We start from the raw sequence: 12,092 nt of genomic DNA, 5'->3' as shown, positions 1-12,092 counted from the left end.
GACACAACATATATAAATAAGCGGTGTCAGGTTAGCTGGCAACTTTCGCAGTTTCGTTGATAGCAACAGGTTGTGCCAAACGACTAATGCGTGGGAAGCCAAAATGCATTCTTAAATTACGGATAATTTCGGCAATTTGTTTACGGTTATGTACAACAATATTCACATAGGTTTTTTCTTCATGTGAGCGGACAGTTTCTACACCGACTTTTTCTTTACGGCATAGATAGATCAGCTCTGAAATTTGCTCATCATTTAACAGCATGTTTAAGCATAAATAAGCTGTAAAACTAATGTCTTCACTGTCTTCTGTGGTCCAGTGTAACGGCATGATATTTTCAGGATGTAAATGCTGTTCATGCAATAAATTATGACAACGTGAACGGTGCACAATCAAACCACGACGTGATAAATGCCCTTGTATTGGATCACCTAAAACCGGGTTACAGCAGTGCGCATATTTAACGTCGACACCGTCAGTACCCAAGATTAAGCGTGCAGAATTTGAAGTCTGAATGGTATCTTGAGCATATAAATGATTGGCAACCAATTGAGGCAGTAAATCACCCACGGCAATCTGTTCAAACAATTGTTCTTTATCATTTAAATGACGCCAATTCAGCACATTTTCCCAATCGGCTAATGTTAAATCACTCACAGAACGGTTAAAGAGCTTTAATGCACGATTTAAAGCTTGCTGACCAACTAAACGTTGTTCATCTTGGTCTTGGTCGCGGAGGATATTTTGTAATGCGCGGCGGGCTTTTTGGGTATTAATAAAGCTTAGCCAGTCAGGGTTTGGTGTTGCAAGAACATCAGTGATAATTTCAATCACTTGACCACTCAGTAATGGTGTTGAAAGGGGCTTGGTTTCCCCATCAATTTTCGCACCAACGGCATGGTTGCCCAAAAATAAGCTTGCTGAATAAGCGAAATCAACCGCTGTGGCACCCTGAGGGAGTTCATGCAAATGACCGTGTGGGGTATAAACCCAAATTTTCTCTTGATGTAGATAATCGAGTAATTCACTAAATGTGGTCTTGGCACATGCGCCATCGACTAACACGTTTAAATTTTGCATGGAGGCTTGGATCGCTGAGCGACAAGCTTGTGGTGCATTTTCACCAAGAACCACACCAAAGCGCGCTGCTTTGCGCATCAGCTCCGTTTGGATGGTCAGCGATAAAATGGTTTTTTCACCTTTTAAGCGCATCATCAGTGACTGGTTGCCACCAGGGAGTGGGCGACGGATATGATCGGCGTAATTTAGAACTTTAAAGCTTTCTTTGAGGATATCAGCAAGTCGGTCACAGTCTGCAATGCTTTGTAAAATAATTTCAAAGGCATGACTATGGGTGAGCTCTTGCAGATCGATATCGTTTTTTACAAAGTGACGAAGTAATTCAATATTATTATTCTTCTTTTTAATTCGACCTGAAATATGGTGTTGTTCTAGTAAGGCGGTGAGGTTGTTTTCCCACTTGGTTTGGTATTCGCAGCGTTTCGGTTTGGTTTGTAATAAAGCTTCTTGAACATTGTTATACATATCTAAATCTAGATTTTGATAACACAAATGTTCAAGGTTGTCGGCCATTTCATTCATACCGACAAGGCGTGCCATAGGCACAAAAATTTCAAAGGTTTCTTGGGCAATACGAGCACGCTTATCGGGGCGTAAAGCACCTAGTGTGGTCATATTGTGATAACGATCCGCCAGTTTAATAATAATGACACGTGGGTCTTGTAGTGTTGCTTGCAAAATTTTACGGAAAGATGCTGCTTTATTATATTCTTTATCACTAGAGTGGCTGAGTTTAGTGACGCCGTCGACTAGTTCAGCAACCGTCAGACCAAATTTTTCAGTAATATCTTGTTTGGTAAATTCGGTATCTTCGATGACATCATGCAGTAAAGCGGCCATTAAAGTTTCCGCATCAAGACGCATATGCGCCAAAATACAGCTCACCGCAATTGGGTGAAGGATGTAGGGTTCGCCACTTTTACGGGTAATACCATCATGGGCAATATCCGCATAGTCGCAAGCTTCAAGCACGCGTTCGACATCACTTACTGAAAGGTAAGCGTCGATAATCACATTTAACTGTTGCTTGGCTTGACTGACCATTGGGCCTGGCATAGAACACCCTTTTACTACTGATTTACAAATGAAACGGTTAATACTTTAATGAAATGCATATTGCATGACTTGTCAATTTTTTAGTTTAAAAAAATGAAAATCTTTTTCGCTTGCTTTGCACTTCTTAAGCTTATGTTATAACTGTTCTGAGTAAAATATTAAAGAGAATCCATAAAAAAAGCCTAGTTAAAAACTAGGCTTTTAAGGTCAGGTTTATCTTATTGGAAAGAAAAACCGTCTAAGTTTAGGTTATTTGCAGAAAGTGCAAGGTCTAAACTTGAAGTTTGGTAGTCTTGTTCACGTTGTTTCAAAATGTCTTTAGAAACGTGACCCGCTGCGATTTCACGAAGAGCAACAACGGTTGGTTTGTCATTGTCCCACTCAACAGTAGGTTCGATACCTTGACGTGCCAATTGACGCGCGCGTTTGCTTGCCACTAGTACAAGCTCAAAGCGGTTGTCTACATGGTCTAAACAATCTTCAACGGTTACGCGTGCCATAAGAATTCTCGTTTGAATATAAATTTTTAACAGACTGTGCAGTATAAGGTGCTTTGTCTATAGACTCAAGTTTTAATCACTGTTCCGTAGGGGTGATTAATTTCTCAATCAGTTTTTCATGGCGCATGGCTTGTTGTTTTAAAACAAGACGATTGGCAATAATCACAGACTCTAAGTCATGCAGTGCTTTATTAAAGTCATCATTAATAATGACATAGTCAAAATTAACATATTGCTGCATATCTTCTACGGCACAGCTGAGACGATGTTCAATCACTTCAACAGAGTCTGTACCACGATTGGATAAACGTTGACGTAAATCGAATTGACTCGGAGGAAGAATAAAAATTTGTCTAGATTCAGGAAAAAGTTTACGAACCTGTTCAGCACCTTGCCAGTCAATTTCAAGTAAAACGTCATGACCTTTGGCCAATTGTTCTTTTACTGTGCGCTGCGCAGTACCGTAATAATTACCAAAAACTTCTGCATATTCAATGAAGCCGCCTTCATTCACCAAAGATAGAAAATCTTCTTTTTTAGCAAAATGGTAATGTACGCCGTCTAATTCGCCAGGACGCTGACCACGAGTGGTATGAGAAACAGAGACATGTAAATTGTTTACACGTTCAAGCAGGGCTTTAACGAGGGATGTTTTGCCTGTTCCCGAAGCAGCAGAAACGACAAACAAGAGACCCGACATGATATTTTTCCTGATATGATAAAATATCTTCTCTATTTTAGAGTAGACGCGCGCCAAACAAAATAGTCAGACGTCTATTGTTTACATTTATTTCAAGTGATACCCGTAAAATTGAGTGGGCATTGAGGATTCTATGGAAATTGTTTTAGCTAATCCACGCGGTTTCTGTGCAGGTGTTGATCGCGCCATCGCGATTGTGAACCGTGCATTGGAATGCTTTAACCCCCCAATATATGTGCGTCATGAGGTAGTACATAATAAATTTGTGGTGGACGACTTGCGTCAACGCGGTGCGATATTTGTGGATGAACTGGATGAAGTGCCTGATGACAATATCGTGATTTTCAGTGCGCATGGTGTATCTAAAGCGGTACAACAAGAAGCTGAACGCCGTGGGCTAAAAGTTTTTGATGCGACGTGCCCTTTGGTGACCAAGGTACATATAGAAGTGACCAAGTATGCACGTGAAGGTGTGGAAGCGATTTTGATTGGTCATGAAGGTCATCCAGAAGTTGAAGGGACAATGGGCCAATATGACACCAAAAATGGTGGTTCGATTTATTTGGTTGAAGATGAACAAGATGTTGCTGAACTAAAAGTGGTGCATCCTGAAAAAGTAGCGTTTGTAACTCAGACAACGCTTTCTATAGATGACACAGCAAAAGTTATTGATGCCCTACGTCAGAAGTTCCCAGAAATTCAGGGGCCGCGCAAAGATGATATTTGTTATGCCACTCAAAACCGCCAAGATGCCGTACGTGATCTGGCTGAGCAATGTGATGTTGTATTGGTCGTTGGTTCACCGAACTCTTCGAATTCGAACCGGTTGCGTGAGTTGGCTGAACGGATGGGGAAACGCGCCTATTTGGTGGATAATGCAGACGAGTTGGAACAAGCATGGTTTCAACCGAATACAAAAATTGGTGTGACTGCGGGCGCATCTGCACCAGAAATTTTAATCAAACAAGTGATTCAGCGTTTGCAGGACTGGGGTGCAACCGCCCCTGAAGAGCTGGCAGGCCGCGAAGAAAATATTACCTTTAGTTTGCCCAAAGAGTTACGTATTCCTGTAACTCAGGCTTAAACTGCGAAGTACATAACACTTTAAAAAATTGATGAAAAATAGGCAGATAACCCTGGTATGACGGTTATCTGCTTTTTTATGCCTTTTATCCTGAAGTGTGAGGGTTTTGTAAAGTTGTTGGTTATTATTTTTAATAGGGCGAAGTCTGTGTATTGGGGGGAGTATGCAAAGAAAAGAAAACGGGTTCACCTTAATTGAGTTGATGGTGACCATTGCGGTGTTGGCGATTATCGCGATGATGGCGGCTCCGAATCTTATGTCTTTGGTGTACAAGAAACAGTTGGAGACGGAGGCAAGAGATTTGGCGATGACATTGTCAAATGTTCGAGGAACAGCCGTTTCACTTCGCAAAGATATTTCTTTAGAATTTAAGAATCAAGAAAATACTGGTGATAAGTTCTATTGGGATACGACAAGGTCAACTGTACATGTGCTTGCTAAAGGATTACCAGAAGGGATTACTTTTACACCAATAGGTTTGGCGAAAAAACGCACAACATCGATTCGTAAATTAGAAAAACCAAACCCGGATTTTAACGAGGAAATTCCTGAAGATCCATTGACTAACCCAAAAACAATTATCGAATGGGATAATACTGAAGAACTGGTATTCGAGATTTGTCAGGCTTTGTTGCACAAACCTATCTGTAAAGGGTTTTTCAGCGATATAATTTTCAAATGAAGAAGCCTACACACAAAATCTACCGCACAACCAATTGGCCCGCATATAACCGAGCACTCATGAGTCGCGGAAATATTGCCATTTGGTTTGATCCTGCTACGCAATGGTATGCGCCATCAAAAGGCAAACAAGGGCGAAATCAAACCTACTCCGACGCAGCCATCCAATGCTGCTTAATGATTAAATCCTTATTCCGTCTGTCTTTACGTATGGTCACTGGCTTTGTACAAAGTCTGATTAAACTTTGCGGATTAAATTGGATAGCTCCAGATTACACCACGCTTTGTAGAAGACAAAAGCATATTGATATTGTAATCAGCTACCAAAAAAGTAGCGATGGGCTGCATCTACTCATGGACTCTACAGGCATGAAGTTTCTAGGTGAGGGCGAATGGAAACGCAAGAAACATGGACCTGAATATCGTCGCCAATGGCGTAAACTTCATATTGGTATAGATGCTAAAACCCTGCAAATACGAGCAGTTCAGCTTACAACCAATAATGTCAGTGATTCACAGGTGCTTGGTGATTTACTTAATCAGATTCCACAAGATGAGCGGATTGACTCTGTTTATACCGATGGAGCTTATGACACCAAGCAATGCCGTCAGGTCATTGCAGATCGGCAAGCGCATGCGGTGATTCCACCTAGAAAAAATGCGAAACCATGGAAAGATACAAAGAGTAGCTCGCTAGAGCGAAATGAATTACTTCGAACAATTAAACGTTTAGGCAGGACACTATGGAAAAAATGGTCAGGCTATCATCGGCGAAGTTTGGTTGAAACTAAGATGCATTGCATCAAATTATTAGGAGATAAACTCAGTGCAAGGAGTTTTGATAGCCAAGTGAATGAGATCCATGCACGTGTAGCAGTCCTTAACAGATTTACGGAATTAGGTCGACCACTTACCCAAGTTACGCCTTAAATTTGGCTCAATTAGGGGCGCTTTGCATTTCAAATCTTTGTGCAACAAAGCCGTTCCCAAGCTAAGACTGGCGCTATGACGATAGATTCTACAGGGCGCCAATGCTGGTTTAAAGGTAAGGATTCACCAGTAACAACAGATACTTGTTCCGCTTGGTCCGATAAATAAATTCTAACTGCTGATAACCTAAAATTTGATCTTTCATTCAGGGCAAACTTCGCGTAAAATATTGCCCTCTATGAAAGGGGTTTGAAGTGTTCCGGTGGTCGGTACATGAATAATCCGTAAAAACTATAAGGTTCTATCATGGTTGTTATTCGTCTTGCACGCGGTGGTGCTAAAAAACGTCCGTTCTATCAAATCATTGTGACTGATAGCCGTAATGCACGTGACGGTCGTTTCATCGAACGTATTGGTTTCTTCAACCCTACAGCTCAAGGTAAAGCAGAAAAACTTCGTTTAGATGCTGACCGTTTTGCTCACTGGGTTTCACAAGGTGCTCAACCTTCAGAACGTGTTGCTTCTTTAGCTGCTGAAGCTAAGAAAGCTGCAGCTACTGCTTAATTAGTAGTAGGTTACCCATGACACCAACACAGAATGTTCCCGAAGATCGTATTCAGATTGGACAGCTACGTTCAGCATATGGATTAAATGGGTGGCTCTGGGTCTATTCCAATACAGAACCTATGAGCAATATTTTTGACTACCTTCCTTGGTACATTGAAACCAAAGCAGGTTGGCAAACAGTAGATGTAAAACGTTGGAAACCACATGGCAAAGGCTTGGTTGTTTCGCTAAAAGGTGTGAGTGATCGTACCGCGGCAGATAACTTGGTTGGCGCAAATATCTGGATCTCTAAATCGCAACTGCCTCAAGCAGGCGTGGACGAGTATTACTGGTCAGATTTGAAGGGCTTAACAGTGTTAGGTCTTGGAGAAGATGAGCAAGAAGTCAACCTCGGTCAAATCCACGAATTGTTTGAAACAGGTGCTAACGACGTGATGGTAGTTCGCGCTACTGCTGACAGCGTTGATAGCGAAGAGCGAATGATTCCATGGCATAAAGATGTGGTACAGCGTGTTGATCTCGAAGCTGGTCGTATCTACGTAAATTGGGGCGTAGATTATTAATCCTTTAAGGATTGACGCAGCAGGAAAATAGAGGAGTCTGCGATGTTTTTTGCAGTCATTACGCTTTTTCCTGAAATGTTTGAAGCGATTACAGCCTACGGTATTAGCGGGCGCGCAGCAAAATGTGACATTGTGCAAGTTCATTGTATCAATCCACGCGAATTTGCTGAGGGCAATTACAAAAGAGTGGATGAACGTCCATTTGGTGGTGGTCCAGGTATGGTGATGATGGCTGAGCCATTAGCGAAAGCAATTCATCGTGCCAAAGAGCTTGCCAAGCAAGCGGGTGCTGTTCATGTCCCTGTGGTGTATATGTCGCCGCAAGGAAAAACCTTAAATGAACCTGCGGTACAAGATTTCGTCAAATATGATGGTTTGATTGTATTGTGTGGTCGTTATGAAGGTGTAGATGAGCGTTTGATCCAACAATATGTTGATCAGGAATGGTCAATAGGCGATTACGTTTTGTCTGGTGGTGAACTCCCTGCGATGGTTTTATTGGATAGTGTGATTCGGAGACTTCCGGGTGCAATGTCTGATGAGCAATCACATGTGCAAGACTCATTTGTGGATGGTCTTTTAGATTGCCCACAATATACCAAGCCAGACCATTTTGAAGGTTTAGATGTTCCTGAAGTATTAAAATCGGGACATCATGCCAATATTGAGAAATGGCGGTTTTTGCAGCGATATCAACGCACTTTAGAACGCCGACCTGAGTTGGTTGAAAAAGTTGAATTGACCAAGCAGCAAAAGAAATGGCTAAAAGATTCCAAGGTTTAAATTTTTTAAATCTTATATTAGGCTCTTTATGCATTGAAGCGGTCAAGCATAAAGGGAAAGTCAATCGGGTCTATGCGCTTTAGCCTCTAGCCCCAGCGATGATTAGACCTCTTCTAACTCGCATAATCGGAGATACCCCATGAGCGGTAAACATCCTTTAGTACAAGCTGTTGAAAATGCACAGTTGAAACAAGACATCCCTGCTTTTGCTCCTGGTGACACAGTAGTTGTTCAAGTAAAAGTAAAAGAAGGTGAGCGTGAGCGTCTTCAGGCATTTGAAGGTGTTGTAATTGCTAAGAAAAACCGTGGTTTGAACTCTGCGTTCACAGTACGTAAAATTTCTAGTGGTTTCGGTGTTGAGCGTGTATTCCAAACTCACTCACCAATCGTTGCTGGTATCGAAGTGAAACGTCGTGGTGACGTTCGTCGTGCTAAACTTTACTACCTACGTGAATTGTCTGGTAAAGCTGCACGTATTCGTGAAAAATTACCAGCTCGTAAAGCAAAATAATTTGTTTTACAACGCTGTAAAAAAATGCGCCTTTTGGCGCATTTTTTTATACGAGAAAGAAAGTTATAACCCTTGAAGTTTCAAACGATTGGCATGTTGACGGTAGACTGAAACAGGGTCTGGTGCAAATAGTCCCTTCAAGCCCAATACTTGATTGACTTCATCGAAATGGTTCCATTTGTAATTATCACGGACGGTTTTACCTAATTTACTGCTGCATTGGCTCACTAAGCCGTCGTTCGGTTGTCCGCTAAATGCAATTGGCCCCATTGCGGTAAAGATCGTATCCGGATCAAGTAAGTTGGTGGTGTTGGAAATACCTGTCCATGAATAGAAGCTAATGCCATTGGCAACATTCGGACCATCAGCACATTTGGTTGCAGGCATACCGAGTGGAAATTTTGCGTTAAAGGCTTTCACACCCGGTTGAGACATACTGTAGATCGAAGCTTTAAAATTTGAAGGGAGATTAGACTGCTGGGCGAAGTTAATCACTGGGGTCATTAAGGCATCCATGACAGTCGCTAATACGCCATTTAAAATCGGCACACTCTGTACTAAATCTGCCACAGGTGAACCGTCATTGGTTCCTGCGACTGTACTGACAGAGGCAACCAAATCAGGTCGTACACCCGCAATATATCGAGCCGTAGGGCCACCATGTGAGTGTCCAATTAAATTCACTTTAGGTTTGCCAGTAATGGCAACTACTTGTTCAACTTGGTCTAACAGTTGTTCTCCACGAACTTCAATGGACTCCAACGGGGAGATTTGTGTAGCAAAGGCCGTAGCCTTATGGCTTGCCAAATCGGGGAGAACTTGATACCAATAATCTAGACCAAAAACGGCACCGCCTAAGCGATTAAAACCAAACATCCCGTGTACAAATACTAGGGGGTATTTGGTTTCAGCATAATTGTCGATGACTTTTTTAGTGGTCGCTTGCTGTATACCTAATGCAGCATGCGTTTGGGTCACTGCCATACTTGCAAGGAGCGTGGCGCAGAGCAATTTTCCTTTCATTTTTCATTCCTTTCTTTTTGTTTTGGTATTCAAACTGTCATTCAGTTCAGTTTGGAAATAGACAAGCTCGTCTATTTGACAATTTTTATTGTCATTAAGGATTATAAGAAAAGGAAAGTAAAATGTGCGAACTAATCGACGGAATGAAGATGATTTTGTAAATTGATTAATGAAAATATCATTAAACCCTGAATTTACAGGGTTTAATGTGTAGCTTGGCTAAATTATAAACCTTGTGATTTTAGGCGGTTTGCATGTTGACGATAGACATCGACAGGATCTGGTGCGAACAACGCTTTGAGACCAAGCACTTGGTTGACTTCATCTAAATGGTTCCAGTTGTAGTTATCACGAATGGTTTTACCAAACTTGGCACTACAGAGTGATACGAGGCCATCATTGTCTTTTCCGCCATCGATCAGTAATGCGGTCACTTTTAGGGCTGAGTCTAAATCTAAAATATTGGTGATTTGGCCCACACCTGTAAATGAATAGTTATAAATGCCTTTTTCCACGCTATTACCGTCTGCACAATTGGATTTAGGTAAGCCCAGAGGGAATGCGGCATTGTACTTTGCAGAACCCGCTAGCGTTAAACTTGAACCACCTGCCAATGCGTCATGAGGGTAAGTCTTTGGATCTAGACCTTGCGCCCAAACGATGGCTTTAGAGACAAAATTCACAGCTCCAACCAAGGGTGCTTCGACAGCGGTGCCTTCAGCTTTTAAAATTAAGTCTGCAACAGGGGAGCCTTGATGAGGTCCTGCAACACTGGTTAATGAAGCAACTACATCTGGGCGAACACCGGCAACATAACGAATTGTTGGCCCACCATGGCTATGTCCAATCAAATTCACTTTATCTGCACCGGTGAGTGCTCGGATTTCAAGGACTTGTTGTAAAAGTTGTTCGCCACGCACTTCGGTAGAGTTAAACGGCGATACTCGCGTTGCCCAAACATTTGCACCATTGCGGGCAAGATCAGGCAGGATTTGATACCAATAGTCGAGTCCAAATGAGTCTGTACCGACGGTAATGAAACCACCCATACCATGGTTAAATACGATTGGATATTTGGTCTTTGCATAGCTAGAACTAGCTTTGGCGGTGACTTGGGTTGCTTGCGATGCAGATACATTACCGATGCACGTAGCTGCAATTAAACCTGCTAAAAATGGTCCGTATTTCATGAGCGATCCTCAATGTATTATTGTTTTATGACAATATCTATTGTCACTTCTAATAAAGCAATAAAGACCACCTGTTGCAAATTGAAAAAGATTAACTGTGACGCTAAATGTAACAAAATAAAAGATCACGAATTTTCAGATTGATAAAAGTAAATAAGAGGGCCGAAGCCCTCTTATTGCATTTAAAAGTCAACGATAAGAATTAAAGTCCTTGCAGTTTTAAACGGTTAGCATGTTGACGGTAGAGTGCTAAAGGATCTTGTGCAAATAGCCCCGTTAAGCCGAACATCATATTGGCTAAATCAGTATGGTTAAGTTTGTAGCTGTCATTAATGACTTTACCGATATAAGCACTACAACGTGCAACCATACCGTCATTGTCTTTATTGCCATAAGACAATGGCCCGAGTTGCATTAGGATTGTGTCGATATCAAGTAGATTCGTGGTTTGCGCAACACCGGTCCATGAATAGTATTGAATGCCTTTGCTGTCGACTTGCTTTAAGTTCTTACTGCAATTTTCTGAAGATGCCAAAACACCGTCAGCTACAGCAGATTTTGCAACCGTACTGTTAAATGTAGCAGAACCTTTTTGTGATAATGATTTCATAGACGCATCGAAATCAATTTCAAGCTCTGGTTTTGCCTGACCTAAAGCAATCAGTGGGCCGACAATATAATCACCTAAAATATTGAAGGCAGTACGAGAAAGTGAGTTGCCTTGAATATCATCCGCTACTTTAGAGCAGTGATAGGTCCCTGCAACACCTGTAATAGACGCAATGTACTGTGGTTTTGTTTGAGCCACATACAATACAGTTGGACCACCATGAGAGTGATCGATTAAGTTAAGTTTTGGCTTCCCTGTAATAGCCAAAACATCTTCAACTTGTGCAATTAACTGCTCGCCACGATGTGCTGTGGTGTTTGCAGGAGATAATTGCGCTGCGAATACGGTTGAGCCATTTCGTGCTATATCTGGCAAGATTTGGTACCAATAATCCAGTCCAATGGTGTCGGTACCGATACGTGACCAACCGAGCCAACCATGCACCATTAAAATTGGATATTTGGTTTTTGCGTAGTCAGATTTTGCCGTTTCCTTCACCTGGAGGACGCTAGGCGCAGCTTGAGTGCTTGCCGATATACTCATCGCTAAGCTTGCAACTGCAGCTACAGAGGCCATCTTGGCCGTGTTTACTAAAGATCGCATAAATGTTCCTTGATCTGATGTTGTTTTTATCAAATGGAGCGTAAAACTCTGTCCTTCAGGTCAGAGATATAAGCGACACGACCTGAAGTGTCGTTTGATTTAACTAAGGACTATTTTCCTTGAGTTTTGATTGTTAATATAAGTACATGAAAACCCTTAAATTACGTATAAAAGACAAACATCGCAAGGTGTTAGACCAACTAGCATCAG

The 12,092-nt window shown here is 41.8% G+C and carries 13 protein-coding genes; 7 read left to right on the top strand and 6 right to left on the bottom strand.

The features are described 5' to 3' along the window. Positions 1–31: 31 nt before the first annotated feature. The 3 genes from FTU17_RS08115 to gmk form a co-directional block, all read right to left on the bottom strand. Complete coding sequence (locus FTU17_RS08115; RefSeq protein WP_180135076.1) at positions 32–2,137, bottom strand: bifunctional (p)ppGpp synthetase/guanosine-3',5'-bis(diphosphate) 3'-pyrophosphohydrolase; 2,106 nt, start codon at positions 2,135–2,137, stop codon at positions 32–34. 218 nt (positions 2,138–2,355) lie between these two features. Further along, positions 2,356–2,637, bottom strand: a complete 282-nt coding sequence (gene rpoZ, locus FTU17_RS08110; protein ID WP_067762989.1) for a DNA-directed RNA polymerase subunit omega — start codon at positions 2,635–2,637, stop codon at positions 2,356–2,358. Positions 2,638–2,713: 76 nt separating this feature from the next. Beyond that, on the bottom strand, positions 2,714–3,337 hold the full coding sequence (gene gmk / locus FTU17_RS08105; protein WP_078189363.1) for a guanylate kinase: 624 nt from the start codon (positions 3,335–3,337) through the stop codon (positions 2,714–2,716). 133 nt (positions 3,338–3,470) lie between these two features. Here gmk and ispH point away from each other — a divergent pair, with 133 nt between their 5' ends. From ispH to rplS, 7 genes are all read left to right on the top strand, one after another. Then, the gene (ispH, locus tag FTU17_RS08100) at positions 3,471–4,421 is read left to right on the top strand and encodes a 4-hydroxy-3-methylbut-2-enyl diphosphate reductase (protein ID WP_180135075.1); all 951 of its coding nucleotides are present in this window, start codon (positions 3,471–3,473) and stop codon (positions 4,419–4,421) included. Between the two features lie 163 nt (positions 4,422–4,584). Continuing rightward, positions 4,585–5,103, top strand: coding sequence for a Tfp pilus assembly protein FimT/FimU (locus FTU17_RS08095; protein ID WP_180135074.1), 519 nt, complete (start codon positions 4,585–4,587; stop codon positions 5,101–5,103). Continuing rightward, on the top strand, positions 5,100–6,032 hold the full coding sequence (locus FTU17_RS08090; RefSeq protein ID WP_053579251.1) for an IS5-like element ISAba12 family transposase: 933 nt from the start codon (positions 5,100–5,102) through the stop codon (positions 6,030–6,032). The genes FTU17_RS08095 and FTU17_RS08090 overlap by 4 nt, the downstream gene beginning before the upstream one ends. A 306-nt stretch (positions 6,033–6,338) precedes the next feature. Next, a complete protein-coding gene (gene rpsP / locus FTU17_RS08085; RefSeq protein WP_078189354.1) occupies positions 6,339–6,596 on the top strand; it encodes a 30S ribosomal protein S16 in 258 nt (85 codons plus the stop codon). Between the two features lie 17 nt (positions 6,597–6,613). Beyond that, positions 6,614–7,162, top strand: coding sequence for a ribosome maturation factor RimM (gene rimM, locus FTU17_RS08080; RefSeq protein ID WP_078189353.1), 549 nt, complete (start codon positions 6,614–6,616; stop codon positions 7,160–7,162). A gap of 42 nt (positions 7,163–7,204) precedes the next feature. Then, a complete protein-coding gene (gene trmD, locus FTU17_RS08075; protein ID WP_180135073.1) occupies positions 7,205–7,945 on the top strand; it encodes a tRNA (guanosine(37)-N1)-methyltransferase TrmD in 741 nt (246 codons plus the stop codon). A gap of 139 nt (positions 7,946–8,084) precedes the next feature. Continuing rightward, entirely contained in the window at positions 8,085–8,456 is a 372-nt protein-coding gene (gene rplS / locus FTU17_RS08070; RefSeq protein WP_078189351.1) for a 50S ribosomal protein L19, read from the top strand. 63 nt (positions 8,457–8,519) lie between these two features. On the opposite strand, the gene FTU17_RS08065 is transcribed toward rplS, so the two are convergent. The 3 genes from FTU17_RS08065 to FTU17_RS08055 form a co-directional block, all read right to left on the bottom strand. Next, positions 8,520–9,479: a triacylglycerol lipase gene (locus FTU17_RS08065; RefSeq protein WP_180135072.1), complete on the bottom strand. Its 960-nt coding sequence runs from the start codon at positions 9,477–9,479 to the stop codon at positions 8,520–8,522. 224 nt (positions 9,480–9,703) lie between these two features. After that, on the bottom strand, positions 9,704–10,669 hold the full coding sequence (locus FTU17_RS08060; RefSeq protein ID WP_180135071.1) for a triacylglycerol lipase: 966 nt from the start codon (positions 10,667–10,669) through the stop codon (positions 9,704–9,706). A 202-nt stretch (positions 10,670–10,871) separates the two neighbouring features. Beyond that, on the bottom strand, positions 10,872–11,882 hold the full coding sequence (locus FTU17_RS08055; protein WP_180135070.1) for a triacylglycerol lipase: 1,011 nt from the start codon (positions 11,880–11,882) through the stop codon (positions 10,872–10,874). Positions 11,883–12,092: the final 210 nt, after the last annotated feature.

Origin of the sequence: Acinetobacter sp. YH12070 (assembly GCF_013419625.1) — a bacterium.
GTDB lineage: Bacteria > Pseudomonadota > Gammaproteobacteria > Pseudomonadales > Moraxellaceae > Acinetobacter > Acinetobacter amyesii.
This window is presented reverse-complemented; position numbering and strand designations above follow the sequence as displayed.

Bases quoted from the DNA above. Each gene is read 5' to 3' on its own strand.
- FTU17_RS08115 (WP_180135076.1), bottom strand. From the start codon at position 2,137: ATGCCAGGCCCAATGGTCAGTCAAGCCAAGCAACAGTTAAATGTGATT.
- rpoZ (WP_067762989.1), bottom strand. From the start codon at position 2,637: ATGGCACGCGTAACCGTTGAAGATTGTTTAGACCATGTAGACAACCGC.
- gmk (WP_078189363.1), bottom strand. From the start codon at position 3,337: ATGTCGGGTCTCTTGTTTGTCGTTTCTGCTGCTTCGGGAACAGGCAAA.
- ispH (WP_180135075.1), top strand. From the start codon at position 3,471: ATGGAAATTGTTTTAGCTAATCCACGCGGTTTCTGTGCAGGTGTTGAT.
- FTU17_RS08095 (WP_180135074.1), top strand. From the start codon at position 4,585: ATGCAAAGAAAAGAAAACGGGTTCACCTTAATTGAGTTGATGGTGACC.
- FTU17_RS08090 (WP_053579251.1), top strand. From the start codon at position 5,100: ATGAAGAAGCCTACACACAAAATCTACCGCACAACCAATTGGCCCGCA.
- rpsP (WP_078189354.1), top strand. From the start codon at position 6,339: ATGGTTGTTATTCGTCTTGCACGCGGTGGTGCTAAAAAACGTCCGTTC.
- rimM (WP_078189353.1), top strand. From the start codon at position 6,614: ATGACACCAACACAGAATGTTCCCGAAGATCGTATTCAGATTGGACAG.
- trmD (WP_180135073.1), top strand. From the start codon at position 7,205: ATGTTTTTTGCAGTCATTACGCTTTTTCCTGAAATGTTTGAAGCGATT.
- rplS (WP_078189351.1), top strand. From the start codon at position 8,085: ATGAGCGGTAAACATCCTTTAGTACAAGCTGTTGAAAATGCACAGTTG.
- FTU17_RS08065 (WP_180135072.1), bottom strand. From the start codon at position 9,479: ATGAAAGGAAAATTGCTCTGCGCCACGCTCCTTGCAAGTATGGCAGTG.
- FTU17_RS08060 (WP_180135071.1), bottom strand. From the start codon at position 10,669: ATGAAATACGGACCATTTTTAGCAGGTTTAATTGCAGCTACGTGCATC.
- FTU17_RS08055 (WP_180135070.1), bottom strand. From the start codon at position 11,882: ATGCGATCTTTAGTAAACACGGCCAAGATGGCCTCTGTAGCTGCAGTT.